Annotated in this window: 26 protein-coding genes and 2 pseudogenes; 17 read left to right on the forward strand and 11 right to left on the reverse strand. The window is 62.6% G+C overall.

The genetic code is table 11. The features are described 5' to 3' along the window. Positions 1-197 precede the first annotated feature (197 nt). Positions 198-1,265: a L,D-transpeptidase gene (locus NHAM_RS14950; protein WP_157043646.1), complete on the reverse strand. Its 1,068-nt coding sequence runs from the start codon at positions 1,263-1,265 to the stop codon at positions 198-200. Positions 1,266-1,550: 285 nt separating this feature from the next. Here NHAM_RS14950 and NHAM_RS24090 point away from each other — a divergent pair, with 285 nt between their 5' ends. Beyond that, positions 1,551-2,300, forward strand: a complete 750-nt coding sequence (locus NHAM_RS24090) for a hypothetical protein (protein WP_011511346.1) — start codon at positions 1,551-1,553, stop codon at positions 2,298-2,300. A gap of 6 nt (positions 2,301-2,306) precedes the next feature. Here NHAM_RS24090 and sseA read toward each other — a convergent pair whose 3' ends face one another. Beyond that, positions 2,307-3,167 (reverse strand): 3-mercaptopyruvate sulfurtransferase, encoded by an 861-nt coding sequence (gene sseA, locus NHAM_RS14960; RefSeq protein ID WP_011511347.1) that lies wholly within the window; start codon positions 3,165-3,167, stop codon positions 2,307-2,309. 200 nt (positions 3,168-3,367) lie between these two features. Continuing rightward, positions 3,368-3,781 carry a rhodanese-like domain-containing protein gene (locus tag NHAM_RS14965; protein WP_011511348.1) on the reverse strand — a complete coding sequence of 138 codons (414 nt, stop codon included), beginning with the start codon at positions 3,779-3,781 and terminating at the stop codon, positions 3,368-3,370. A gap of 288 nt (positions 3,782-4,069) precedes the next feature. Between NHAM_RS14965 and NHAM_RS14970 the strand changes: the two genes are divergently transcribed. Then, complete coding sequence (locus NHAM_RS14970; RefSeq protein ID WP_011511349.1) at positions 4,070-4,315, forward strand: GlsB/YeaQ/YmgE family stress response membrane protein; 246 nt, start codon at positions 4,070-4,072, stop codon at positions 4,313-4,315. Between the two features lie 50 nt (positions 4,316-4,365). On the opposite strand, the gene NHAM_RS14975 is transcribed toward NHAM_RS14970, so the two are convergent. Next, positions 4,366-4,959, reverse strand: a complete 594-nt coding sequence (locus NHAM_RS14975) for a GNAT family N-acetyltransferase (protein ID WP_011511350.1) — start codon at positions 4,957-4,959, stop codon at positions 4,366-4,368. 219 nt (positions 4,960-5,178) lie between these two features. Beyond that, positions 5,179-5,535 (reverse strand): hypothetical protein, encoded by a 357-nt coding sequence (locus tag NHAM_RS14980; RefSeq protein ID WP_011511351.1) that lies wholly within the window; start codon positions 5,533-5,535, stop codon positions 5,179-5,181. A gap of 351 nt (positions 5,536-5,886) precedes the next feature. Between NHAM_RS14980 and NHAM_RS14985 the strand changes: the two genes are divergently transcribed. The 6 genes from NHAM_RS14985 (at position 5,887) to NHAM_RS15010 (ending at position 12,592) form a co-directional block, all read left to right on the forward strand. Continuing rightward, on the forward strand, positions 5,887-6,687 hold the full coding sequence (locus NHAM_RS14985; protein WP_011511352.1) for a PAS-domain containing protein: 801 nt from the start codon (positions 5,887-5,889) through the stop codon (positions 6,685-6,687). A gap of 100 nt (positions 6,688-6,787) precedes the next feature. Then, positions 6,788-7,003 carry a hypothetical protein gene (locus NHAM_RS28275; protein ID WP_041359054.1) on the forward strand — a complete coding sequence of 72 codons (216 nt, stop codon included), beginning with the start codon at positions 6,788-6,790 and terminating at the stop codon, positions 7,001-7,003. Positions 7,004-7,073: 70 nt separating this feature from the next. Continuing rightward, positions 7,074-10,109: an excinuclease ABC subunit UvrB gene (gene uvrB / locus NHAM_RS14995; protein WP_011511354.1), complete on the forward strand. Its 3,036-nt coding sequence runs from the start codon at positions 7,074-7,076 to the stop codon at positions 10,107-10,109. Between the two features lie 196 nt (positions 10,110-10,305). Next, positions 10,306-10,806, forward strand: a complete 501-nt coding sequence (locus NHAM_RS15000; protein ID WP_011511355.1) for a hypothetical protein — start codon at positions 10,306-10,308, stop codon at positions 10,804-10,806. Then, positions 10,799-12,031, forward strand: a complete 1,233-nt coding sequence (locus tag NHAM_RS15005; RefSeq protein ID WP_011511356.1) for an HlyD family secretion protein — start codon at positions 10,799-10,801, stop codon at positions 12,029-12,031. Before NHAM_RS15000 ends, NHAM_RS15005 begins: the two co-directional genes overlap by 8 nt. 216 nt (positions 12,032-12,247) lie before the next feature. After that, positions 12,248-12,592: a hypothetical protein gene (locus NHAM_RS15010; protein ID WP_011511357.1), complete on the forward strand. Its 345-nt coding sequence runs from the start codon at positions 12,248-12,250 to the stop codon at positions 12,590-12,592. A 5-nt stretch (positions 12,593-12,597) separates the two neighbouring features. Here NHAM_RS15010 and NHAM_RS15015 read toward each other — a convergent pair whose 3' ends face one another. Further along, positions 12,598-13,035: a (2Fe-2S) ferredoxin domain-containing protein gene (locus tag NHAM_RS15015; RefSeq protein WP_347336411.1), complete on the reverse strand. Its 438-nt coding sequence runs from the start codon at positions 13,033-13,035 to the stop codon at positions 12,598-12,600. Between NHAM_RS15015 and NHAM_RS15020 the strand changes: the two genes are divergently transcribed. The 3 genes and pseudogenes from NHAM_RS15020 to NHAM_RS25050 form a co-directional block, all read left to right on the forward strand. Beyond that, the gene (locus NHAM_RS15020) at positions 13,034-13,921 is read left to right on the forward strand and encodes a hypothetical protein (RefSeq protein ID WP_245269907.1); all 888 of its coding nucleotides are present in this window, start codon (positions 13,034-13,036) and stop codon (positions 13,919-13,921) included. The genes NHAM_RS15015 and NHAM_RS15020 overlap by 2 nt on opposite strands. A gap of 165 nt (positions 13,922-14,086) precedes the next feature. Then, positions 14,087-14,509, forward strand: coding sequence for a hypothetical protein (locus tag NHAM_RS15025; RefSeq protein WP_011511360.1), 423 nt, complete (start codon positions 14,087-14,089; stop codon positions 14,507-14,509). 83 nt (positions 14,510-14,592) lie between these two features. Further along, positions 14,593-14,781, forward strand: a pseudogene (locus NHAM_RS25050) (leucine zipper domain-containing protein); the annotation flags it as partial. Positions 14,782-14,813: 32 nt separating this feature from the next. On the opposite strand, the pseudogene NHAM_RS15030 reads toward NHAM_RS25050, so the two are convergent. Then, positions 14,814-15,263, reverse strand: a pseudogene (locus NHAM_RS15030) (IS5 family transposase); the annotation flags it as partial. A 236-nt stretch (positions 15,264-15,499) separates the two neighbouring features. Between NHAM_RS15030 and NHAM_RS15035 the strand changes: the two are divergent. Beyond that, positions 15,500-15,796, forward strand: coding sequence for a hypothetical protein (locus tag NHAM_RS15035; RefSeq protein ID WP_041359056.1), 297 nt, complete (start codon positions 15,500-15,502; stop codon positions 15,794-15,796). 200 nt (positions 15,797-15,996) lie between these two features. After that, positions 15,997-17,211, forward strand: a complete 1,215-nt coding sequence (locus tag NHAM_RS15040; RefSeq protein WP_011511363.1) for an EAL domain-containing response regulator — start codon at positions 15,997-15,999, stop codon at positions 17,209-17,211. Positions 17,212-17,652: 441 nt separating this feature from the next. Here NHAM_RS15040 and NHAM_RS15045 read toward each other — a convergent pair whose 3' ends face one another. Next, positions 17,653-18,684, reverse strand: a complete 1,032-nt coding sequence (locus NHAM_RS15045) for an IS110 family transposase (RefSeq protein ID WP_011508717.1) — start codon at positions 18,682-18,684, stop codon at positions 17,653-17,655. Between the two features lie 686 nt (positions 18,685-19,370). Between NHAM_RS15045 and hemE the strand changes: the two genes are divergently transcribed. Beyond that, positions 19,371-20,423 (forward strand): uroporphyrinogen decarboxylase, encoded by a 1,053-nt coding sequence (gene hemE / locus NHAM_RS15055; protein WP_011511365.1) that lies wholly within the window; start codon positions 19,371-19,373, stop codon positions 20,421-20,423. A 183-nt stretch (positions 20,424-20,606) separates the two neighbouring features. Here hemE and NHAM_RS15060 read toward each other — a convergent pair whose 3' ends face one another. Both NHAM_RS15060 and msrA read right to left on the reverse strand, forming a co-directional pair. Beyond that, complete coding sequence (locus tag NHAM_RS15060) at positions 20,607-20,900, reverse strand: sulfurtransferase TusA family protein (RefSeq protein WP_011511366.1); 294 nt, start codon at positions 20,898-20,900, stop codon at positions 20,607-20,609. Positions 20,901-21,030: 130 nt separating this feature from the next. Then, a complete protein-coding gene (gene msrA, locus NHAM_RS15065) occupies positions 21,031-21,570 on the reverse strand; it encodes a peptide-methionine (S)-S-oxide reductase MsrA (protein WP_011511367.1) in 540 nt (179 codons plus the stop codon). 237 nt (positions 21,571-21,807) lie between these two features. Between msrA and NHAM_RS28280 the strand changes: the two genes are divergently transcribed. Continuing rightward, the gene (locus NHAM_RS28280) at positions 21,808-22,167 is read left to right on the forward strand and encodes a hypothetical protein (RefSeq protein ID WP_245269908.1); all 360 of its coding nucleotides are present in this window, start codon (positions 21,808-21,810) and stop codon (positions 22,165-22,167) included. 485 nt (positions 22,168-22,652) lie between these two features. On the opposite strand, the gene NHAM_RS15075 is transcribed toward NHAM_RS28280, so the two are convergent. Continuing rightward, positions 22,653-23,126 (reverse strand): VOC family protein, encoded by a 474-nt coding sequence (locus tag NHAM_RS15075; protein ID WP_011511369.1) that lies wholly within the window; start codon positions 23,124-23,126, stop codon positions 22,653-22,655. Positions 23,127-23,667: 541 nt separating this feature from the next. On the opposite strand from NHAM_RS15075, the gene NHAM_RS15080 reads away from it, so the two are divergent. Continuing rightward, the gene (locus NHAM_RS15080; protein WP_011511370.1) at positions 23,668-25,215 is read left to right on the forward strand and encodes a tyrosinase family protein; all 1,548 of its coding nucleotides are present in this window, start codon (positions 23,668-23,670) and stop codon (positions 25,213-25,215) included. Between the two features lie 23 nt (positions 25,216-25,238). Then, positions 25,239-25,691, forward strand: a complete 453-nt coding sequence (locus NHAM_RS15085) for a hypothetical protein (protein ID WP_011511371.1) — start codon at positions 25,239-25,241, stop codon at positions 25,689-25,691. Positions 25,692-25,710: the final 19 nt, after the last annotated feature.

Below are 25,710 nucleotides of genomic sequence, written 5' to 3' on the forward strand. Positions count from 1 at the left end.
CCTGTTTCGGCAGCGAACTGGACGCATTCGGAAACAATAAACTCAGAGGCTATCGGCCCCGCGTTCGTGGGGGCGACCAGACATCGCGCCGCGGCTAGAGCCTTTTCGCTCCTGATGGAATCAGAAGCGAGGCTCTATAATTTTGATTTGACGCGTTTTCTTCACGCGAACCGGTATCCACTTCGCTCGAAAACGCTCTACCGGATCGTAACCGGCGCCGGCAGCGGCGCCACCGCGGTCGGTTGGGCTCCGGGCAGGCTCGCCGTCTGCGGAGCCGGCGCTGCGTTCGATCCAGGAGCCGGTTGACCAGGCGCCGGCTGACCAGGCGCCGGCTGAGTGGAGGCCGTCGTATCGGTGTGCGGCGGACCGCCCGGCAACACGACGACGCGGGTGCCGACCTTCACGCGATCGAACAGGTCCGACACATCCTCGTTGAGCATACCGATGCAGCCCGACGACACGAACTTGCCGATCGTCGACGGCTGGTTGGTGCCGTGAATGCGATACACGGTCGAGCCGAGATACATGGCTCGGGCGCCCAGCGGATTGCCGGGGCCGCCGGCCATGAAGCGCGGCAGATAAGGCTGGCGCTCGATCATTTCCGTCGGCGGATGCCAGTCCGGCCACTCGGCCTTGCGGCTGATCTTCTGCACGCCGGCCCAGGTGAAGCCGTCACGGCCGACGCGCACGCCATAGCGGATCGCGCGATTGTTGCCGAGAATATAATACAGATACGTGTTCGACGTATCGACCACGAGGGTGCCAGGCGGCTCCTTGGTTGCGAAGGTGACTTCCTGACGGCGCAGCCTCGGCGCTAACTGCTTTTCGCCGCCCTGATCAACCTCCGGCTGCTCATCCGGCGGCAGCGCCGACAGCGAGGTCGGCCTGCCGTCCACGCCCACAGGAGCCGGCGGCGCGAAACCCGTGGCCGGCCCGCCCGTCGAAGCAACCGTTTCCGGCGCACGCGTCGGATACTGCGCGGGGCCGGGCTGACCGTAACGCGGATCCTCCGGCGACATAATCGGTCCCGGCGGAGGCAGCTCTGCGGAATTGTGCCGCCGCGGTGACTGGTCGTCGTCGGCCGCATCGAAATCGGGAAGCGCATCGATCGCGCCTGGACGGTCATCCTCTCCCGGATATGCGGAGGGCGGCGCGGAATAGACCGTGCCCGGCGAGGGCGGATACCCCTGCGCGGAGGCGAGCGAGATTCCCGCCGCGCCAGCGACGACCGCCGCAAAAACCGTCAGAATAGGTTTGATCATCATCGCCCTTGTATAAGTCCAACAAGACACCGGATCGTTAACGGCCACATCGCGCAGGATAGCGGCGCATTCAAGACAATTCCGGCAAAAGCGCCCCTGTTTCGGTCATAATTCCGAGATCGTGGTGAAGCGTGACCTCTATGCCTCACCGGTTCCGGCGCACTGGGCAAAACGGACGATTTTTGGGGCGCGTTGTCGCAACCGTTGCGGTAATCTCAAAGCGCTTGATTCGCTTCCGATGGCTCGATCACCGTCGCAGACCGCGCGGCGAAGGTGGAACCTGTACCTATGCTGCCCGGCTTCCGTTTCCTGTCCGTTGCGGTCGTGCTGGCCGTCTCGATGCTGATCTTCGGCCTTGGTGCCGCAGCTCTGTTGCGGGCAACGCACGAAGAGTTCGCAAGTGTGCCTCTCAAGCAGATGCCGGAAGTCACGTTCGGGTCGCGAGAAGAGACTGAACAGCCGACGCTGGCCGTGCTGCAAGTCGATACACCCACCGCCCATCCCGCCGAGCCGGTGCCGGATCAGGCCGAAGCACAGCATCGAATGACGGCCGCACCGGACGCGCAGCCGGAAGCCGCCACCGCGCCTGCTGCCACCGATGCACCCTCAGCCTCGACCGACAATGCCACGCCCGCAGCTTCCCCGGAGCCGTCCGACCCCGTTCCGCCGGCGGCGGACACGGCGTCCTCCGCCGATGCAGCCGCAGCAGAACCGTCGGACCCGCCGCCAAGCGTTGAGCCTTCGCTCAAAGCCGGCGACGCCGTCAAACCGGACACTGCGAAAACCGATGCCGCCAAATCCGATGTCGGTGTGTCCGACGTCGCGGAAACGATGACATCGCCGTTCGGAGAGCATTTCACGGCTCCCCTGCCGGTGAACCGTCCCGCACAGGCAGCGCAGATCGCCGATCCGACGCCGGCTGCCAAACGGTCCTCAGCGAAGCCGCCCCGCGCCGCCAAGCGACACCGCCGTGCGACCCGGCCGTCACATCGTTCATCGCAGCCCGTGGTTTCGAGGTCGCAGTTCGACTCGGATTGAGCCCGTTCAGGCGGGTCCGGTGGCGATCGGGGGTCCGTCCTGCAATCCCCACTCCGACCACGACCCGTCGTAGAGCGCCGAGCCGCGCACGCCGAGGCGATAGAGCGCAAGCGTCAGCACCGCGGCGGACACGCCGGAGCCGCACGAGGTGACGAGCGGTTTCGCCAGGTCAAGGCCAGCGCCGGTAAAAGCGGCGCGCAATTCGTCCAGCGGTTTCATGACGCCGCTCGCGGCATCGAACAGTTCGTTGTATGGCAGGTTGCGGCTACCGGGGATATGACCCGAACGCAAGCCGGGCCTCGGCTCCGCCACGCCGCCCTCGAAGCGATTGACTGCTCGCGCATCGACAAGCTGCTCGCGATGCGACGACAGGTTGCTCGCGAGTTGCGCCTTGCTGCGCACATAGGCCGGATCGAACACAGCGGTGAACTTGCCCGGCTTCGGCGCTGCCTTGCCGGTTTCAACCGGGCGGCGTTCCGCGCGCCATTTCTTCAGGCCGCCGTCGAGCACCCGGACATCGCCGTGGCCGAACGACAGGAACATCCACCACGCCCGCGGCGCGGCGACCCAGCCGCCGGAGTCATAGACCACAACAGTATCGCCGGAGGAGATCCCGAGTGCGCCGACGTCGCGCGCGAACTGCGTGGCATCCGGATACATATGCGGCAGCGGTGACGCACGATCGGACACGGCATCGACGTCGAAGAACACCGCGCCGGGGATGTGCGCGGCGAGAAAATCATCGACCGGCAGTGGCAGCACGCCCGGCATCTTGAACGAGGCATCGACGACCTTGACGCCGGCATCGCCGAGGTGCGCGGCCAGCCATTCGGTGGAGACGAGGGGATCGTCGGCGGTGGAGGTCATGATGAGGTATTCCTGCTTGCACGTCATTGCCGGACATAGCCGTTCGAAGAACGGCGTCGCTTCCGCTTGCCTAGCCCGGCAATCCATCTTGAAAGATGGACACACGGGTCAAGCCCGCGTGTGACGAAGTTATCTGCGTTCACCGCTGCATGGCCCGTGCTTGTCACGGTCATGCACAAGGCCGGGCATGACGGATAATGTTATGACTTCGCCTTCGGCTCGACATTCTCGACCGCTTCGCCGGCGTCGCGCCAGGCTTTGAAGCCGCCGCCGAGATGCGCGACGGGCTTCAGCCCCATGTCCTGCGCGGTCTTTGCCGCCAGCGCCGAGCGCGAGCCCGAGGCGCAGTGGAAGATGAACAGCTTGTTCTCCTGGAAGACCGGTTTGGCATAGGGGCTTTCAGGATCGATCCAGAATTCGAGCATGCCGCGGGTACAGGAAAACGAGCCGGGAATTTTGCCTTCGCGCTCGAGCTCGCGCGGATCGCGGATATCGACGAGGATCGCCTCGCCGCGCGCGACCGCGGCCTTGACGTCCGCCACGCTCATGGTCTCGATTTCCCTGTTCGCTTCCTGGAGCAGCGCCTTGATGCCGCGCGTGATCGTCTGGGTCATGAGCATGTCCTCCGAAATCGTCTTGCTGCATCCCGACGAGATAAAGACGTGGATGGCCGGGTCAAGCCCGCCACGACAAAGATGATGCTACGGGGTCGATGGCCGCTCCTCGTCCGCCAAAGGCCGGTATCGCGGGTCTGGCAGACGGCAGCGGCGACACTCACTAGCTGGACCTGCCGGCTTTTTCCTCTAGGATTGACCCGCAACCTGCTGTGCCGTCAAACACGATACCGAGCAGCAATCATCAAGAAAGTGCCGACGAGAACGGCATTTCAGGAGGAGCGATCCATGGGCGTCATTGTGTGGTTGATTGTCGGCGCGATCGCGGGTTGGCTGGCTGGTTTGATCGTGAAAGGCGGAGGCTTCGGACTGATCGGAAATATCATCATCGGCATCATCGGCGCAATCGTCGCCGGCTGGCTTTTGCCGCTGTTCGGAGTTCTGATCGGCGGCGGTTTTTTCGCCCAGGTCATCAATGCAGCCATCGGCGCCATCATCGTTCTCCTCGTGGTGTCGTTCATCAAACGCGCCTGACGACATTCACGCATTCGCAAAGCGGCCGCCAGGACCCGCTGGTGGCGGGGCTATCGAGACTTTTCATTAAGCTCGTAAGCAAGATGCGCCTTCACCGTCGGCCATTCGCCGGGAAGGATGCTGTAGACGACAGTGTCCCGCAGCGTCCCGTTCGGCGACATCTGATGGTTGCGCAGGATGCCGTCCTGCCGGGCGCCAAGCCGCTCGATGCCGCGCCGGCTGACATGATTGAAAACGTGGGTGCGGAATTCCACGGCGATGCAGTTCAGCTTTTCAAAGGCGTGTGCGAGCAGCAGCAGCTTGCACTGGGTGTTGACGGCGGTGCGCTGAACGCGCTTCGCATACCAGGTCGAGCCGATCTCGACACGGCGGCTCGCGGCATCGACGTTCATGTAGGTGGTCATGCCCGCAATTCTGCCCTCGGCGTCCCGTACCGTGAACGGCAGCATAGTGCCGGAGGCTTGCAGCGACAGCCGCCGCTCGATCTCGCTCCCCATCTTCTCCGGTGCGGGAACAAAAGTGTACCAGATCTTCCAGAGTTCGCCGTCCCTTACCGCCTCAACGAGGGCGTCGCGGTGGTCGTGTGACAGCGGCTCAAGCCGCGCATGATGTCCTTCGAGTGTGACGGGCTGCAACCAGGGCATGGTATATTCCGTTCCTTGTACCGTCATTGCGAGATCGAGACAAAAACTGGCAAAGCCAGTTTTACTCTCGGCTCCACGTCTTGACAGCCCGGCAACGAGAAAGACGCGGGCGAGAAAGATTTTGGATGGCCGGAAATAGCTGACATGCCGGGAGGAACCTTAACGACCACTCTTGAAACATCGCCTCGAAAAAACCGTGCTTCGGAAAAACTGCCTGAACTACTTCCCGTTCTCCTTCGCGTTGTCTTTTCCGTCCTCCTTCGCCGGCGGCTGCGGCTGTTTTTTCCGCGCCGCCTGAAGTTCGGCCACCGCCTTCTGCAGTTCCGCGACCGTACCCTCCAGCGCCCCAATCCGCCGGTTGGCGGCATCGATTTTCTGCTGGCTGTCGATGGCAAGTCTGCTGGTGGTCCCTTGCAGGAAATTGACGTTGCTCTGCAGGCAGCTCGTTCGCCGCTCCATCGTCTTTTCGGCGGTACAGATCTCGATGCCGGGAACGTCCTGGGCCGGAGCCGCGCCGGGGCGCAGCACGCAGGCGATCGCGATCATCAACGCCCATGGAAGGCTTCGGCCGGTCATCGGCATCCCCGTCTCGACAATGATTCCCAACCGGCACATTTGCAGAACGGCGCGCGGGGCGCGAGAACTATCATGCTGACGCCGCAATTGCAGCGAGCGAAACGACGCCCGTCTTCGAACGGCTATGTCGGTCATGGCGCATCGAATTGCGTCATTGCGATCGTGTCGATCGGCGACCTCAAACCCCTCCTCGACCCGGTTCCCCCAGACCGACAGCATTTGATTTCAAATCGTCGCAAACGGATTCCACCACGTTAGATGCCGTTAACGCTGGTGACGAAAACATTGCCGGCTATGCAACCACTTGTCATCAAAGCGGGCTTATCCTCATTCACGTTACGGGAACAGGCGATGCGCTTCGACTGGCGGACGATAATTGGCCCGGCTCTCGCGACATTGGTGGCGATCGCGTCCATCTTTGTCGATCGCAATGTCGTTGCCATTCCGTCAGCGCTGTACGTCTGCGTCGTCGCGCTCGCCGCATCGCTCAGTGGAACGACGTCAGGCCTGATCAGCGCCGGCATCGCTGTTCTGGCCTCCGCGCTGCTCATGACAGGCCACGACGCGGCGGCCACTCTTCCTTCCCTGCTGCATCTGGTGTTGCTGGCCCTGACCGCCGGCGGCACCGCCGTGATCACCGGGTTGCTGCGCCGGCGGATGGTGAGCGCGCTCAGATGGCGCGAGCGGCACGCGACCGCGGCACGACTGTCCGCCGCCCTCGACCAGATCGACATCGGCGTCGTGCTGCTCGACGCAGATACCCGGGCCGAATTCATCAACCGCGCCTTCCGCACCTACTTCTCGCTGCCGGACGAAAAGGCCGACAGCAAGCCGCCGTTCATTGCGCTGATGTATCACGGCCGCGACACCGGCGCGTACGAATTGCCCGAGGACGAACTCAGCCATTTCATCGCCGAGCGCACCAGGATGATGCGCGCGGGCGACCAGACCCCGATCAACATCAAGCTCAGGGACGGCCAGGTGCTGCGCTTTAGCTGCACGGCGCTCCCGGACGGCGGACGGATGCTGAGCTATACTCCGGTGACCGAGCTCGTTCGTCACACCGACGACCCGGCCGACGCCGACTACTACCTGTCGCTGCGTGGCGGTGGCCATCGCCCCCGGATCCGTCACCTGCGCGCCGCGGAATAACCTCGCGCGGATTCGCGGCCTTATCGGATTTCACCTTCAACGATTTCGGGAGTATGGTTTTCGCCTCGCTGAGCCCGACATGAAACGCCTCCTGATCTACATGACACATCAGACCGGACAGCAGACCGGACAGCAGACCGCCCGCAGCCTCGTCTGTTCCGGGTGCGGAACGGAATTCGGCTGCGATCCGTCGGGGAACTGTTGGTGCGCGGAGGAAACGGCGCGACTGCCGATGCCGACCCAAGGCGGCGATTGCCTGTGCCGGGAGTGCCTGCGAAAGGCGGCGGGGGCTGCTTCATCATCGCGGAAGGCATGACCATTGCGGCATCGCGCATCCGTGCGACTGCGCCCTTCCGTGCGGGCCGGACTCGCCCCATATTGCCTGCATGACGAAGACTCCCGATTCCCCGAAACAACCCGGCAAAACGCCGAAATCCAAGGTTTCGAAATCCAAGGTCCCGAATTCGAAGGCGCCGAAATCCAAGGCACATCGTCCCGAGGTGCAGCCGATCGGGCCTGCGCTCGCGGAACTGCTCAATCCCGCTATCAATCGCGGCGACGCCGGCCTCGGTTCCGGCACGGGCTTACAGCCGCCGCCGGACAACTCGTGGGACCGCCGCTCCGGCGGCGAGGCGGCTGCGCATCGCGCGCGCGCCTCAACGCGCGGCAAGAGCGAGCTTACAGCCGAGCGCGATGCTGCGCACTCCTCTCCCCCCTCTAGTGGGGAGGATGTCGGACGCGGCTTCGACGAAGCACAGCAATCGGAATTCGCGACGCCGACCTACGGCACGTCGGCCACCGTTCCGGCGCTCGATCCGGAACTGGCGCGGCAACTCGGGCTGCCGACCGCCGAGGATGACGACGAGGCATTGGCGCGGCCGCCGCGCAACAAGATGGAAGGCCTCGGCGTCAAGGCGACAGCGGAGTCGCTGGAAGCGCTGTTGCGCGACGGCCGACCCGAATTTCGCGGCGACAACGGCGCGATGAAAGTGTGGACGCCGCACCGCCCGCCGCGCCCGGAGAAATCCGAGGGCGGCGTGCGCTTCGTCATCAAGTCCGAATACGAGCCGAAGGGCGATCAGCCGACCGCGATCAAGGAACTGGTCGAAGGCATCAACCGCAACGACCGCACCCAGGTGCTGCTCGGCGTCACCGGCTCCGGCAAGACCTACACCATGGCCAAGGTGATCGAGGCGACGCAGCGCCCGGCCCTGATCCTCGCGCCGAACAAGACGCTGGCGGCGCAGCTCTACGGCGAGTTCAAGAGCTTCTTCCCCGACAACGCGGTGGAATATTTCGTCAGCTACTACGATTACTATCAGCCGGAGGCGTATGTCCCTCGCACCGACACCTACATCGAGAAGGATTCCTCGATCAACGAGCAGATTGACCGCATGCGTCATTCGGCGACGCGCGCGCTGCTGGAGCGCGACGACGTCATCATCGTCGCCTCGGTGTCGTGCATTTACGGTATCGGTTCGGTCGAGACCTACACTGCGATGACGTTCGCCTTGAGGCGCGGCGAGCGCATCGACCAGCGCCAGCTCATCGCCGACCTCGTGGCACTGCAATACAAGCGCACCTCGGCCGACTTCACCCGCGGCACCTTCCGCGTACGCGGCGACGTCATCGACATCTTCCCGGCGCACTACGAGGACCGGTCCTGGCGCGTCAACCTGTTCGGCGACGAGGTGGAAAGCATCGAGGAGTTCGATCCCCTCACCGGCCACAAGCAGGACGAACTGGAATTCATCAAGGTCTATTCCAATTCCCACTATGTCACGCCGCGTCCGACGCTGATTCAGGCGATCAAGTCGATCAAGTCCGAACTCAAGATGCGGCTCGACGAATTGCACGCGCAGGGGCGACTCCTTGAAGCGCAACGGCTGGAGCAGCGCACCACCTTCGATCTCGAAATGATGGAGGCCACCGGAAGCTGCGCCGGCATCGAGAACTATTCGCGCTATCTCACCGGCCGCCGTCCCGGCGAGCCGCCGCCGACGCTGTTCGAATACGTTCCCGACAACGCGCTGGTATTCGCCGACGAGAGCCACGTCAGCGTGCCGCAGATCGGCGGCATGTTCCGCGGCGACTTCCGCCGCAAGGCGACGCTCGCCGAATACGGTTTTCGCCTGCCCTCCTGCATGGACAACCGACCGCTGCGTTTCGAGGAATGGGACATGATGCGCCCGCAATCGGTCGCAGTGTCGGCAACACCCTCGGCGTGGGAATTGAACGAAAGCGGCGGCGTGTTCGTCGAGCAGGTGATCCGCCCGACCGGGCTGATCGATCCGCCGATCGACATCCGCCCCGCGCGCACCCAAGTGGACGATCTCGTCGGCGAGGTGCGCGCCACCGCCGCTGCGGGCTATCGCTCGCTCGTCACCGTGCTGACCAAGCGCATGGCGGAGGACCTCACCGAATATCTGCACGAGCAGGGCATCCGCGTCCGCTACATGCACTCAGACATCGACACCATCGAGCGCATCGAGATCATCCGCGATCTGAGGTTAGGTGCGTTCGACGCGTTGGTCGGCATCAACCTGCTGCGCGAGGGCCTCGACATTCCCGAATGCGCGCTGGTCGCCATTCTCGACGCCGACAAGGAAGGTTTTTTGCGCAGCGAGACCTCGCTGATCCAGACTATCGGCCGCGCCGCGCGCAACGTGGACGGCCGGGTGATCCTCTATGCCGATCAGGTCACGGGATCGATGCAACGCGCGATCGCCGAGACCGACCGCCGCCGCGAGAAGCAGGTGGAGTACAACACCGTCCACGGCATCACCCCGGAGAGCATCAAGAAATCCATCGGCGATATCCTCAACAGCGTCTACGAGCGCGACCATGTGCTGGTGGAGATCGGCGATGGCGGCATGGCCGACGATGCGGTCGCGATCGGCCACAACTTCGAGGCGGTCCTCTCCGATCTGGAAACGCGGATGCGCGAGGCCGCCGCCGACCTGAACTTCGAGGAGGCCGCACGGCTGCGCGACGAGGTCAAGCGGCTGCGCGCCACCGAGCTTGCGGTGGTGGACGATCCCACTATCAAGCAGCGCGGCGTCGCGGCCAAAGCAGGCGCTTATGCTGGCAACAAGAAGTATGGCGACGCAGCGAATCTGCCGGCGCGTTTGGATAAAGCGGCGCAAGGCAGGCCGTCCGGAAAGTTTGGCAAGCGCGGCTCCTCAACTTCAAAAATCCACAAGCCCTCGCTCGACGAGATGGGCATCGCTACCTGGCACGAGGTCAAGCCGGCCGGCACGCGCCCGAAGCCGCGCAAACCCACGCTCGACGAAATGGGTCCGGGGACCGAAAGCAAGATTTTCCAGCCGACCAATTCACGCGAATCCGGCCCGGAATTCGGTCCACGACCGCGATCATCCGGCGGCGCGCCGGGGCATCGCGGCGGGTGGAAGAAGAGGTGACCGAGCGCCGTCGGCCAAACGATCAGGACAAGCTCACCATGCGCTTGGCGTGAGGGGCGCCGACGCTGCGAAATGCCGGCGCAGCCGATCGTACTTGCCAAATCCCAAGCCTGTGCAATGATGCTGCCCTCCGGCAATGCCGGATGTATGCTGAAGTTTGTTTTTCCGTTCGTTTGTTTCTGGAATGGAGGACCGCTTGAGCGAGTTGCTTCATCCAAACGCACCCCATGATCTTCCCTCCTTCATCACAGCGCCCGGTGACACGGACGTCTTGATGGTGGCTGTCGGCGTCATCCTGATTGGAGCCGTTCTGGCGGTCGGCAATATCTATCTGCGGCTGCATACCATGCCGGAGCGGATGGCGCATAAGTCGCAGAAGCTGCAGTTCGAGATCGTCGCCGTTCTCGGCTTGCTGGCGCTGTTCACCCACATCCATCTGTTCTGGGTGGCGGGACTATTGCTGGCGATGATCGACCTGCCGGATTTCAGCACCCCGCTGCGCAGCATCGCCAGCTCCGTGGCGACAATCGCCGGCGTCCAGCCAGGCGCGGAAGCGCCCCGGCCCCCGCACGATATCGCGGCCGATGACGCCGCCGACGCACCGGACATGGCCAAACTAGACATGGCGAAGGCGTCCGGCAAAAAGGACCCCGACAAGGATGACGCCGGCGCGAGCGGGGTGCAGGGCCATGCTTGAACTGCTGCTGTGCTCGCTGCTGACAATATTCCCCGATTATCTTTACCGGCGCTACGCGCAGGGAAAGCGGATTGGCCGCGACATCACGCTCTATTCCGTCTGGTTCGAACTGAGGTGGGGCATCACCGCCTGTTTGATGCTCACGGTCGCCCTGATCACGCTGATCTTCTATTTCCATCCCTCGACGACAACGGCGACCTTGTTCTTCAGGACCGTTCCGATCATCTCCGAGGCGACCGGGCGGGTGTCGGAGGTTCATGTCGATTTCAGCGCACCCGTGAAGAAGAACGACGTGATCTTCAAGCTCGACAGTACGACGCAGGAAGCGGCGCTGGAAACCGCCCGGCGTAAGATCGCCGAGGTGGATGCCGAGCTGGACGCTGCACAGGCAGACATCATCAAGGCGGATGGCCAAATCCGGGAGGCCAAAAGCGCGTATCAGCAGGCGTCCGACGATCTCAACGTGAAGCGCGAACTGCAACGGCGCAATCCGGGGATCGTCCCGCAGCGCGACATCGAGAAACTCCAGGTGCTGCTCGCGGGACGGGAGGGCACCGTCGATGCGGCGAATGCGGCCAAACAATCCGCAATGGTCCGCGTGACGTCGCTTCTTCCCGCGGAGAAAGCCAGCGCCGAGGCGGCGCTGGCACAGGCGCAGGTCGATCTCGACAAGACCTACGTCCGCGCTGGCGTTGCGGGACGCGTCGAGCAGTTCTCGTTGCGACCGGGCGATATCGTCAGCCCGATCATGCGGCCGGGGGGAATCCTGATCCCGGAGGGTGCGGGCAAACAGTACCTGGCGGCGGGGTTCGGCCAGATCGAAGCGCAGGTGATGAAGGTCGGAATGGTGGCGGAGGCCACGTGTATTTCGAAACCGTGGACCATTATTCCGATGGTGATAACGAGCGTACAGGACTACATCGCGGCGGGTCAGTTCCGGAGCGGCGAGCAGCTCATCGAGGCGGGGCAGGCTCTGCGTCCAGGTTCGATTCTCGTCCTCCTCGAGCCGCTTTACAAAGGCGGCCTGGACGGCGTCACACCCGGAAGCAGTTGCGTCGTCAACGCCTATACCAGCAACCACGACCAGATCGCGTCGAAGGATACCGGCACATTCAAGCGTGTCGTGCTCCACGGCATAGACGCCGTGGGGATCGTGCATGCGATGCTGTTGCGCATCCAGGCCCTCGTGCTTCCGGTCAAGACGCTGGTCATGAGCGGGCATTGAGGCTGCTTTTTCGCTCTCGTAAGCAACCACGCGTCAGGGCGATCCCGCGATTGCGACCCATCTTGCCGCCTGCTCGATTCTGATTTAACTGCGTTGACCAGAATCTAGCCTTACCCTTTTATTGAGCATGATCTTATCCGAAAACCGGTTTCCACTTTTCGGGATCGTGCTCTAAGCATGACACGATTTCTCTTCATATCGTCCGGGGGCACGAACATGGCGGACGCCGATCTCGACGTCATAATCCGGCAGCTTGCCAAGCAGCAGCACAAAGGCCTGACGGCGGCCGTCAAGGCGCGGCGCGCACGCTACCTCACCCTCGCCGCTAAAGCGAAGGATGCCGCCGGCAAGCAACGCTTCCGGCAGATGGCGAAGCACGCGTTCGAGGAAGGCACCGCTGCCGCAAGTCGGCTGCGAATGTCGGCCGACAACGCCGCCGACAGCTACGCGCGAGCGATGCGGCGGGCGGCGGATGCGCTCGCGGCGCAAACGCTCGCAGCGCCGAAAAAGGCGTCCGGCAAAACAGCGAAATCGAAATCGGCGAAGCCGGCGAAAGCCTGATCCGCTTAAATGTCGCGCGCCATCAGTCTTGCCGCCGCTGCCGTCGCCTGATCGTCATCCGCCAGCAGCAGGAATTCGCCGCGCGCCAGCGTCGCGCCGCTCGCGGCCGTCACGGCGCGTTTCGGACAGATCCCGAAGCAGCCGGTCATGACGATGCGCGGGCGCTTCACGCCGCGCGCCCGGCCTAACGCCTTCAATTCCGCCTTCAGCGCGCGCTTGATCGCGCGGCCGTTCGCGGCACGCTTGAGGCATTTCCTGCAGATCAGTATTGGCGCAGGCCGGTGCGGCCGTGCAGTCGCGGGCAAGACTGAATTCACCATGACAGGCATATAGGCATCGGCGCCGACGCGCACACGCCGCGCGCCATAATTTCGAACAAGCGGGGTGGCAATGTGCGGCTTCGGATTGACGGGTTGGTGTGGGGCCATGGCTTCGGGGATCATGCGACGTTCAGGTTTACTGCTTCTGGCGGCTGCCGCCAGTTGGGCGATAACCGGGACTTCGCCGGCGCAGTCGGCTGCTGACGGCGCTCCCGACAGCACGGCGGAACAAATCACCCCCGCCGACGACTCGTCCGGAGACGCTGCGGTCGACTGGAGCCAGCTCGACATCGACGGTTACACCCTTGCTATGGAAGCAGCGCCGCAAGCCCGGCGTTCGCAGCGTTCGTCGCAACCCTCATCCAACGCCGGACTCGCCTGGACGTCGCACGACAATGCGGACGGCTCCGCGGCCCTTACCGCCAGGCGTTCGGTGTCACCGCTCTGGGACGCGCGGGTCGGTGTCGACATGACCGTCGTGCGTCAGCCGTCGCCATTGACGGCGTCGGATCTCGTAACCGACCAGCGGCTCGCCATCGACGGACGCCCGTCGCAATCCTCCGGCACGGCGTGGGCGGCCGCCACCGCGCCAGGCCTTGGCTCGATCTGGGACAAGACCGCGCTCAAAGCACGGATCGACCCGGCCCAGGATCAAACCATGCTCGATACCGCGCTCATCAAATCGCTGCGCCTCGGCGACGGCCGTTATGGGCTCACCCTTCAGAACGGCTATAACGTCGTTCAGCACAGCGCGCTGCCGATCCCCGGCATCAACGGGTACCCCGCGCGAAGTTACGAGACCGACCAATCGGCCAGGCTGAGCATGGCCGGCACCGGCACCAGCCTGATCGCCGGGCGGTCGCTGTCCTCGGCGGACGACAAATGGCTTCGCACGATCGGCGCCGAGCAGAAGCTGTACGACGGCGTCAGTGTCACCGGTTCGATCAGCGAAACGCCGCTCGGCCCCCTGAACGCCAGCCTGACCGCAGCATTCAAACGCAACTGGTGAGCGCGCAACGACGGCGCGTCTGATTTCGGGGATTGAACGCGGCCCGCCGCAGATTGGCCCCGATGTTGTCAAAATCGGCAGCACTGATGGCAGCGTTAAAAAGTTAAAAACTCGTCGTGCGGGGGGACATCCGCGCTCGCTCAACGCGAAACAGGGAACAAGCCGATGAACGCCACTCCATCTGAAAAAGCCGAATCAAGCGCGCCCGAGGCCGATACCAATCTTGCCGCCGTCTCAGAGGTCGAAGCGGGTATCCGCGATTTCGTGCGCAACGATATCGCCTATCTGCGCCGGCCGGCCGCGGGTGCTCCGAACACCGATGCGAAGCTGGAGCCGAGCACGGAAGCGACGGTGAACAACGTCAACTCGCTGATCCAGCGCGTGGCCGGAACGTCGCTCGCCGAAATCGAGAGCCTCGTCACCGAACTCGAAAGCCTCCGCGATCTGCTTCATGCGGAAGGACAGCGCGTCCAGCGTGAAATCTCGGGGTATGCCCAATTGAGCCAGGCCGCGATGAAGTCGACGCGGATGATCGCGGATAACGTCGCGCAATGGAAGCGCACCGCCGAGAACCTGCGTAACGACTAGATGTGAGCTTTCAATAGGTTGTCCATCCGGTCTGGTTCGGGGAAGCCGAAGTTGTCGAGGCTTCACGCACCCCGGAGGACCGGATGAACATCCACAAGAATGCCTGTTTGACGCCGATTGGTCGAGAGCGGTTGGTCCAAGCCGTGCTGAGCAGGCAGACGCCGCAGGCTGCCGCCGATGCCGCAGGTGTCTGCCCGCGGACGGCGCACAAATGGATCGCCCGCTTCAAAGCCGAGGGCAGAGCCGGTTTGATGGATCGCTCGTCGAGACCTCAACGCCTCTACCGGCCGACGCCGGCGGCGATGTCACTGGCTTGGCCCGGCGTGATCAGAAACCGCAAAGGACGACCCAGCGTGTCGCAGAGCATGTGGATTTTAGTGGTCAATCCACCTCGGGGACGCCCCAGCGCCTGATCCTTGCCCCCTCCCCCGGTCGCTGCCTGCTGATGGGCGCGAACGATGGTGCTGTCGAGCGTCAGGTATTGGTTGTCGCGGTCGGCGGTCAGCGTGGCGAACACCCGTTCCCACACACCGGCATGGCACCACCGGCTGAACCGCCGATGCACAGTTTTCCACTTGCCATAACGCTCGGGCAAGTCGCGCCAGTGCACGCCCGATCGCAGAACCCACGAACAACCGTTCACAAACAAACGGTTATCAGACCCAGTGCGGCCCGGATCGCGCGCCTTGCCGGGCAGAAGCAGCGCAATCCGCAGCCATTGCGTCTCGTCCAATTCGTACCGCTTGAGCCCCATCGTGCGCTCCATGCCTCAACATGGAACCTGATGAATCAGACATCACGCGCTTTGGGAATCCTGAATGTCGATTGGCCCTAGGACGGTTTCCTCCACGGCCCTTGCCGCACTGGCGCAAAGATGGATTGGACGGAAAGGGGTCTCCGCAGTAACATTTCAAGCGCGCGCCAATGCTCGCAGCGAACATTAGGCACGGCGAGAGCCAGGCGGCGACGGACACATGCTGGAGGTCCGTTATGAAATCGCATCGGCTTCCCTTCGAAAACAGATGGACCAACGGCGAGCACGCCTGGCAGTGGCACTGCGAGCTGGAGCGACTGGGTGTGTCCACAGTCAGGGCCATGTTTGCCGATCATGAAACACGCCGGAGAAGGCATACGGTCGTATACGACATCCCCCCGGAATTCGTCCGGGACTGGCTGGCGTTTCACGACCGGCACGAAACGAGACGGCAGCGGCTCCTGCAACTGATCCTCGCCGCGGCGGCAATCGCCGCGCTGGTGATCGCGGCGGCGGCTTTCCTGCGACCATGAGTTGGTATCGACGACCTCGGCCCGCCGCGGCATATGGCGCTAGTCTTGAGGCCTCGCTTCACAGGTTCCCCTCAATTCAATCTTGAATCGCTTTATCAAGGTTAACGATGCGCCGACATTCTCCGGTGCATAGCCGGCGAGAACCCTTATGCGGCCATACCTGGCGGTCTCTCTTTAGCGTCCGCCAGCAAGGAACCGGTATGACCCAAAAAGCCAGCTACGACGACAAAATTGCAGAAACGCCCTTCGGCAAGCGAAGGATCAAGCCCCGCGCCTGCATTGTCGAGAGCAAGCATCACGTGCGGTCGCTGCTCAGCGAGACGCTCGAGGAACAGGGGTTCATTCCGCACGCCTGCGCGACGCTGGACGACCTCGATGCCTCGTTGCGTTCTGACTTCCCCGACCTCGTCGTCATCAGCTTCTCGATGAACGGTCTGCCGGTTCCGGACATCCTGAACCTGCTCGCGGTCCGGGCCTGCGCCGCAACGGTGCTGCTGATCGGACCGCCGGATGCACCCGCCGTCAGGGCGGCACGGGAGCTCGGCGAGAAACTGGCGCTTGACTTGCTGCCGATGCTGCCGACGCCTTTCAGTGACAGGGACCTGCACGCCCGCGTCGCCGCCCTGGTGCCGGCCGAGCCGCCCCCGCCGCCGGTCGATGTGGCCGAGGCGCTTGGCGCCGGCTGGCTCGAACTCTGGTATCAACCCAAGATCGATGCACGAAGCCTTGCTCTGGGCGGCGCCGAAGCGCTGATCCGGCTGCGTCACCCGAACTGGGGGATCGTTCCGCCGGCCTATTTTCTTCCCGACGAGGACGATCCGAATTTCCGGGCCCTGTCGCATTTCGTCATCGGCCGCGTTTTCCAGGACTGGCGCTATCTCGTCGCCAAGTCCGGAAGCATCCATATTTCCATCAATCTGCCCCTTGCCTTCTTCGCGGACGCCAATGCCGTCGACGATCTGCGTTTGCAGTTTCCGGATCACCCCGCCTTCGACGGCTTGACCGTGGAGGTCGACGGCAGTGCCGTCGTGCGGAATCTGCCGCTCGCGGTCGAAGCCGCGCAGCGGCTGCGATACCACAACATCGGCTTTTCGATCGACGACGTCGGCACCGAATGGCCGGCGCTGGCGGCGCTGGACGAATTTCCATTCGCCGAGATCAAGCTCGATCGCAAATTCGTTGACGGCAGTTCGTCCGCGCGGCTCAAGCGCTCCGTCTGCAGCCAGATCGTCGATCTGGCCAAGAGCCACGGCGTCAAAACGGTGGCTGAAGGCGTCGAGACCCGCGACGATTTCCTCGCGATGCATGGCATCGGTGTCGATTTCATCCAGGGCTTTCTGTTCGGCAAGCCGATGACCACCCGGAAATTCGCCCGCAACAGCCGTCAACGCCCGGCTTTCGTTCCCGTTGCCTAGAATCTGATTCAACTGCATTGAATCAGATTCTAAACGGGTTAGCGAGCAGACGGATTAACTGCCCCGGGAACGGCCCCGGGCGCCAGAGGTCTCGCCGCGACGTCGCCCGGCGTCGCTTCGGCGTTGGACTCGAATACCGCCTTGCATGACGCGCCGAGCTGCATCTCGTTCTGACGCATATGTGGAACGGCCCGGTTAGCAAGGTATTCGTCGCATAAATCGCCGTCGGACGGTGCAGTCATATGTCCGGCCTAATTGGCGCGGTCCTTAACCGCTGGCCACGATGAGATCCGCGATACCGATCGCCTAATCAAATTCACGCGCTCGAAGGCGCAGTGCGTCAGACGGTCTGGTCGGCATCGAGGTATCGTCCCTCAGGTTCATCATGCTTTGGCACCTTGCCGCTTGATCCCAGCGCGAGACGCCGGAATTCCTTTTGTTCTATGCCCTCGTCATGATCGCGGGTGCTTGGTACGTGCCGCCTTTGACGAGAAGCGCCCAAATCGTGCGGGCGATCTTGTTGGCCAGCGCGACGGCTACGACCTTATATGGTCGCCGTGCCATCAGCGAGATGATCCACGAGGGCAGCTTTACGCCTCTGCGAGCTTGCTTCAGGATCGATGTCGCGCCAACGATCAGCAGCGTGCGCAACTGTTTATTTCCCTGTTTTGATATTCGGCCAAGCCGCTCCTTGCCGCCGCTGGAGTTAGCTCGCGGAGTAATTCCGATCCAGGCAGCAAGATCGCGGCCCGTTTTGAATACCGTGGGATCCTGAATTGTGGCTCGGACTGTCGCGGCGATGATCGGTCCGACGCCTGGGATGCTGGTCAGTCGCCAGGCGGTCTCATCTGCCTTCACTGTCGCGATGATCTTCGTATCGAGTTTCTCGATACGTGCCGTCAGCATCTCGATTTGCTCGGCCATCTCGAGGAGCGCTGCCCGAGCCGCGACTGGGAGACGCGTGTCCTCTGCGTCCCGCAGGACCAGGATGAGCTTCGCGATACTGGTCATGCCCGCGGCGGCGATGATGCCGAGCTCAGCCATATGAGCACGCATTGCATTCGCCGTCTGGCTCCGCTGACGGACGAATAGTTCACGGGTCCTCAGCACCATGCAGGCTGCCTGTTCGGCGGGGGTCTTGATGGGCACGAAGCGCATGGTGGGCCGCGATACTGCTTCGCAAATCGCCTCGGCATCAGCAGCGTCGGTCTTGCTTCGCTTGACGTAGGCCTTCACGTAGGTCGGCGGCATCATCCTGACCGTATGCCCGAGTTGCCCAATGGCATTCGCCCAGTAGTGCGAGCTTGCACACGCCTCGATCCCGACAAGGCACGGGTCGATAGCGCGGAAGAAGTCCAGCACCTGCGATCGCCGCAAGGCTCGGCGGACGACGATACTCCCGTCGTCGGCAATGCCGTGGACCTGAAATACCGACTTGGCCAAGTCTAAGCCGATCGTGATAATCTTCTCCATGGGAACGGTTCCTTTTGTTTCGTGGCGGTTCGCATCACCACGATAAGCACCTTCGGTGCCGCTTCGAAGGGCCGTTCCACACCATCAAACATGCAACGATACGAGCGACGTCGGGGACTGCGCTGCCGCACAACCTGAGTACATCGGGCGTGCAGGCGAGCCGCTGAGCGAACGTGCCGCGATATTCTTCCGCGTGCGCGGCGTGCGTGGCGATCGCGATGCCGCCGGCCAGCATCGCGAACAACAGAAACATTCCGTGCCTGCGCATGTGTCACCTTTTGCGAATGCTTCACACGCCGACACCTCCTCAAACCATTGCGGCGGCAGAAAGGTTCGTTTCTGGCAACAAGATGGGACCGGCAGGTTCCGGCGGCGTGATACTCCGCGAAAGCGCCACGATCGCCCCGTCGCACTCGATACTTGTCGTCCCCTTGTTATGAGCGCAGGACTCCGAGGTGGTGCTGGTCGCCGCGGCGTAAGCGACGTCACCGGGCAAACGGTCAGGCGTGAGTGCGGGCGCAAGCGCAGGCTCCCGCGCCCGAAAACCCGCGCATCGGGCCCTCCCCGATGCGCGATCCCATGGCCGTTCGCAGCCGAACGCCCACAAGCGCTGCGGACGCCGTGGCCAAGACCCTGCCGGTCGTGTATCAGACCACCGGACACACAAACCATTCACGGAACACGCCTTGGCACAGGATTCGACCATCAAGCCATTTCTCGAAGTGCTTTCGGGCCGCCGCCAGGCCGTGCCGCCGATCTGGATGATGCGGCAGGCGGGACGCTATCTGCCGGAATATCGCGAGCTGCGCGCGAAAGCCGGCGGTTTTCTCGATCTCTGCTTCACGCCGGAATTCGCCGCCGAGGTGACGTTGCAGCCGATCCGCCGCTTCGCGTTCGACGCCGCCATCATCTTCTCCGACATCCTCGTCATTCCCTATGCGCTCGGGCGCTCGGTGCGTTTCGAAGTCGGTGAAGGCCCGCGGCTCGATCCGCTGGATACGCCGGACATGGCGGCTACGCTTTCGCGCGAAGCCGACATGACGAAGCTTGAGCCGGTGTTCGAGGCGCTGCGCCGCGTCAGGCGCGAACTCGATTCAAAAACAGCACTGATCGGTTTCTGCGGCGCGCCATGGACGGTGGCGACCTACATGGTCGCCGGACGCGGCACGCCCGATCAGGCGCCGGCGCGGATGATGGCCTATCGCCACCCCGAGGCGTTTGCGAAAATCATCGACGTGCTGGTGGAGAATTCCGTCCGCTATCTGCTCGGCCAGCTCAAAGCCGGCGCCGATGTGCTGCAGATTTTCGATACCTGGGCGGGCGTGCTGCCGCCGCGCGAATTCGCGCGGTGGTCGATCGAACCCACGCGCAGAATCGTGGAAGGCGTCCGCAAGATCGTGCCGGACGCAAAAATCATCGGCTTTCCCCGTGGCGCCGGCGCGCTGCTGCCGTCCTATATCGAGGCGACCGGCGTCGACGCCGTCAGCATCGACTGGGCCGCCGAGCCATCATTGGTCCGGGAGAAGGTCCAGAGCCGGGTCGCCGTTCAGGGTAACCTCGATCCGCTGGCGCTGATCGCAGGCGGCGCCGCGCTCGATCGTGCGGTCGATGACGTGCTGGCGAATTTTGCCGGAGGTCGCCTGATCTTCAATCTCGGCCACGGCATTCAACCGGAAACGCCGATCCCGCACGTCGAACAGATGATCCGCCGGGTGCGCGGGAGCGGCTTGCGCGAATAGAAGCTTTCCGCTGCTAGAGCGTTTTCGAGCGAAGTGGGTACCGGTTCGCGAGAAGAAAACGCGTCAAATCAAAATCATAGAGCCCGCTTCTGATTCCATCAGAAGCGAAAAGGCTCTAGTGGCGAGTTCAACCGTCTCGCCCGTCGTCTATCGGCCCAACAGCCACCATCGCAGCAGACGGCGTCACTTGATATACGGGCACCAGGACCGCAGCGACAGCGACCCGAAACGGTCCTCCAGCGACGGCGGCGCTCCCGCTTTTTTGATCAGGAAAACGATCCGGCTCTCCGCGCGTTCGGTGATTTCCACGGAATCGCCGGTCTCCCGGACCAGATTCGGAATATCGATCACCGAGAGCGGATCGGTGCAATACACCTCGAGCCGATCGCCCGGCGTCAGCGATTTCAATGCCTTGCGAGTCTGGAGCGCCGGCATCGGGCACTTCAGCCCGGTCAGATCGAGTTTCGGTATCAGCATCGGCTAAACATGGCGAATCTCGACGGGACCGTCAACCGGCGGGCCGTCATGTCTGTGTCATCTTTGCCCGCCAGGCCTCGCAACCGGGGCGGACGAGCGGCGTGACCGCAAACCGGAGGCTCCGCCACCCTCAACGGGCTCCGCTGGCCTTGGCCTGACCGGCCTCCTGCCTGGGCGGCAGCTTCCACTGCGGCCGTATGAAGTGGCATGTATAGCCGTTGGGATGATGCTCCAGATAATCCTGATGCTCGGGCTCGGCCTCCCAGAACGGTCCGGCCGGCTCAAGCTCGGTGACGACCCAGCCCGGCCAAAGGCCGGAGGCATCGACATCGGCAATGGTTTCTTCCGCGATCCGCTTCTGCTCGTCGCTGGCGTAGAAGATCGCCGAACGATAACTCGCGCCCTGATCGTAACCCTGACTGTCCTGCGTGCTTGGGTCATGGATCTGGAAAAAGAACTCCAGCAGTTGCCGATAGCTGATCGCTTGCGGGTCGAAGCTGACCTCGATGGCCTCGGCATGATCACCGTGGTTGCGATAGGTCGCGTTCGGCAGCTCACCGCCGGTATAGCCGACCCGGGTCGAGATCACGCCGGGATGCCGGCGCAACAGGGCCTGCATACCCCAGAAGCAGCCCCCGGCAAGGACCGCGCGTTCCGTGGAAACCGTCATATCCGCCCTTCTCCTGTTCGCTCTTGGTATCGTCCCGAAACCCTATCCAGGGCAGCGCAGCGAGGCGAACTTCGGATTCGAGACACTGGCTTTTCCTTGGGTATCACCGCCGCTACACGTTACATCCGATCTGGATATGGGGCAGCCGGCGATCAAGCCATCCGCTCACGACGACGGCGACCTGAGGTCCCGGACTGCGGTGGTGCGGCCGCAAAAACCGCGTCCGGATGCACTGCCTTGCCCATTGCACATCCGGGCTACCCTCGCAACCCGGATTCGCCAGTTGCATCACAGCATGGTACCGAGCTATTCGGAGAGCCAGTCAAGGCCTATTATCTGAGCCTTCGAATCAAAATGAGGACCGGGATGCCTTTCAAGGTAGACGACACGAAGTTTGCACTGGACGATCACGCCCCTTTCGGGAAGCTGTGGGGCAGGTTGTTAGTCGAGGCAGTGGATACCGATACAGATACGAGGCGGACGCTCCACCTCGAGGTTCTTCTGGACAAGAGCGACAAGGCTCCCTTCTTTCATTATGAAAAACTGGCGCGGGCCGAAGCTAAAAAGTTACTGAACCAGATCGCGGAGCAACTGTAGTCCCTCACCGCCCGTTGAACCGATAGCCCCGGCTTTGAACGCACTGGCAAGGGCATCGTTTTGTTCAGCATATCCGGGCGAGACCTTTCACAATCGGCCTCAACGAAACATGCCGCGCGCGCGTTGCCCAAATGCTTGCCGCTTTTGGGCACCGTCGCGGCTTGTTCCGGCAGCCGACGCGCGAATCCCGCCCACTCTCGCAGCTCCGCTGTAGCGTTTTCGAGCGAAGCATGTCCTCGGGTTTGACACGAGGACGGCTACCGGTTCGTGTCAAGAAAACGCGTCAAACAAAAAGCTGGAGCCCCGGCTTTGATTCCATCAGAGCCGGAATAGCTCTGGATTAGACCGCACGCTCACCCTCCGACAATGGAGGCGCGTCGCTCTGCTCAGCTTGGACCGGCTGGACAAATCGCCGTCATGCATCGGATTCTCGTTGAGGAGAAACGGTAGATCTCCGAAGAACGAGTCCTTTATCTCTCCTATCCTTACTTCGATAGCGCTGTGGACGATGCTCGGCGTCGTTCCAATGGCCGTGCGATCTTTTCTGTAATCGCCCAGATGTGGCCAAATGGGTCGAACAAGGTCGCGAGACGAAAACCTTCAAGGCTAACTTGCAGTCTGTCTCGAACCGTGGCCCCAGCGACGATCGCTCTGTTTAGCACCTCTTCGATGTCGTTCACTGTCAACCGAAGGATCACGTTGACCGCACCTTTCTCCTTTGGAAAGAAAGGACCTCCCCGCGATGGCTCAGCTTCACGTCGCGGACTTGCCCCCGCAATTGAAATGACGGTATCGCCGATCCGCAGGTCGAACCCGATCCATTGATTGTCTGGGCTAAAGATTGCAGTGGAAGAGGTATCGAAAACCATCTCGTAGAACCGAACAGCCTCGGCTTGTCGGCCATGCTCGATGAAAATCGTCAAACTTAGCGACACATTATTATCGCGCGCAGCTTTCAAGACGTTCCAGACCGAGAAGCCGGCTTGGCCGACGCGTTCGACTTCATTTAAGCGATTCTAAAACACGACACGCAGGCACGCGACGATCGGCCACGTCAGTCCCGTTGAGTTCGTTGGATTACCTTAACTGAGCGTTTATCAAACCGGCGGCAAGCCAAGGTATGCCGCGTACGCCGCCTTTCCAAATCGTTGACTGCATGTGTTGGCAGGCGCAGACTTTGTCCTGTGATCGGCTGTTGCTGACTGGGGATGCCATGTCGTCTGCAATCAAGTCTTTCGCAATCAAGTCTTTTTGCAATCAAGCGACATGCGGACTTGCTCAGAAGAGATGCGTGCGAATGTTTTGACATTCCGGCATGTACTACGCCTAAACCAACCAACTGGACGCCGAAGCCGAACGTGTGCGGTTTTTTAGAACGCCTGGTTGGCTTTTATCTCGCCTCGCGGCTGGCCTGACATCGCGATCCACAAACTCCGATCGTCGATCTGCCGCGAGTGAAGGTCTGATACCGGCTTTTCAAGCCGCAATGGGGGTGACGATATGACAACGACACGACGGACGGTTCTCCTGCAGGGCAGCGCGATCGGCGCCGGACTCATCGCCGCGAACATGTCAGCGGTGCGCGCGCTCGCGGCGCCCAAGACGCCTCCGGTCCGGCGTTCGCTGCAGGGGCTTGCCTGGAACGATCCGATCGTCGCGACTTATCGCGATGCGGTCGGCATAATGAAGCAGAAGGCGACCAACGATAAGTTCAACTGGGTACAGCTCGCGAATTTTCACGGCAGCATCAACACCGGGTTTCGCTACTGCCCGCACGGCGACTGGTACTTCCTGCCCTGGCACCGCGCGTTCACGGCGATGTACGAACGCATCGTCCGGCATCTGACGAAGAACGACGACTTCGCCATGCCCTACTGGGACTGGACGGCGAATCCGACAATGCCCGAAGTGTTCCTGCCTGAGAAGACTCCGGACGGAAAGACCAACTGGCTGTGCGTGAGCGAGGACGGAAAAAAACGGACCTGGCCAGCGACCAAGCCGATGCCGGCGAACATCGTCGGGCCTTCGGTGCTCAAAACCATTCTCAACGCGTCGCCGTACGAGATCTTCGGAACCAGCCGGCCCGCCGGACAGAATTCGCTCGATCCACATTGGATTACTGGCGGCGGCGGCGTGCAAGGCACACTCGAAGCGTCGCCGCACAACCAGGTCCACAACAACATCGGCGGCTGGATGCCAACGGCCGCATCGCCGCGCGATCCGATATTCTTCATGCACCACGGAAATATCGACCGGATATGGGCGCTGTGGAATCTCAAACATGCGAACAGCACCGATCCGCTATGGACGAACATGCCGTTTAAGGAAAACTTCCTCAATCCGGACGGATCGTTCTGGTCGCCGAAAGTGTCCGACCTCTACGTTCCTGAAAAGCTCGGTTACAGCTACGGGTTCAAGGCGCCAACGGCAGCGATCGCCAGCGCCGCCCGAACGATGACTCTGGAGCGTTCGCTCAACACCATCCTCGCAGCGCCGACGGCCGCCACCATCAATACCGACAAGGTCGCGACCGCCGTGGTTGAAAATACCAAGAGCGCGACGCCGGATGCGGCGCTGGCGCTCAAAATCGCGGTGCCGCAGGCTGCCCTGCAGGGCGTCGTGCGGAGCGTTCCGGTCGGCTCGGGGTTCGAAACGATGGATTTCTCCGCGGCCAGGGAAGCGTCGACACGGGGAAGCCAGGCGCTGGCCATTCTTCGTAATGTCGCCATCACCGATCCGAGCACGACGACGATCCACATTTATCTGGGCGACGAACCTGTCCCGGCCGATGCCTCGACGTCGGACCCCCGCTACGTCGGGAGCTTTGCCGTCCTCGATCACGGCGAGGGCGGTCATGGCGCGCATGAGGGCCACGAGCTTCCGTCCTTCGTCCTCGATCTCACCGATGCACTCCAGCGCGTCTATGGTTCGGCCGGAACGATCCCGAGTGCGATCGGGTTGCAGGTCGTCGTGGGCAACGAGACCGGAAACGGCAAGGCCGGTAGTGCCACGCCGCAGCGCGTTGAGGTCGTCATCGTTTCGGGGTAGCATATACGGCGTGAGGGAAGACGGTGCCGAAGAAACGAGCGATAGGTTTCGCGATTCGAACCGTCTTCCTCGCCTTGGCGGTGCTATTGGCCATCGAGATGGCGGCAGCGGAAGACAATGACCTGCGTGCGAGTGTCAAAGCGCCGGCGCGGGTGGCGATCGCGCCGTCTCGCGATCTGTCGCAGAACACGTCCGCGCGAATTGTCATTACGGTCACCGGTTTCATGCCCTCTCCGAGCGGGCCTGTCGAAGCTGTCGTGCTGATCCCCTGCGGGCCGGAGCAACGGGAGATCGGGCGGTTCGGCATCTTCCCGCAGCAGCCCTTCACCGCGGGGAGAAACGCCAATGCACAACGTTTCGGTTTTGCTGTGCCGGATGCCTGCAAGATACCATCGCAAGTCACCATTCGTGTTGAGCCAAGCGCAGGAGACGGCAGCGGCGCCGAACTCGTCATTGGCCGAGCCGAATACGAATAGAACCAGACGCGTTAACAGC

Origin of the sequence: Nitrobacter hamburgensis X14, from assembly GCF_000013885.1 — a bacterium.
GTDB classification, from domain to species: Bacteria; Pseudomonadota; Alphaproteobacteria; order Rhizobiales; family Xanthobacteraceae; genus Nitrobacter; species Nitrobacter hamburgensis.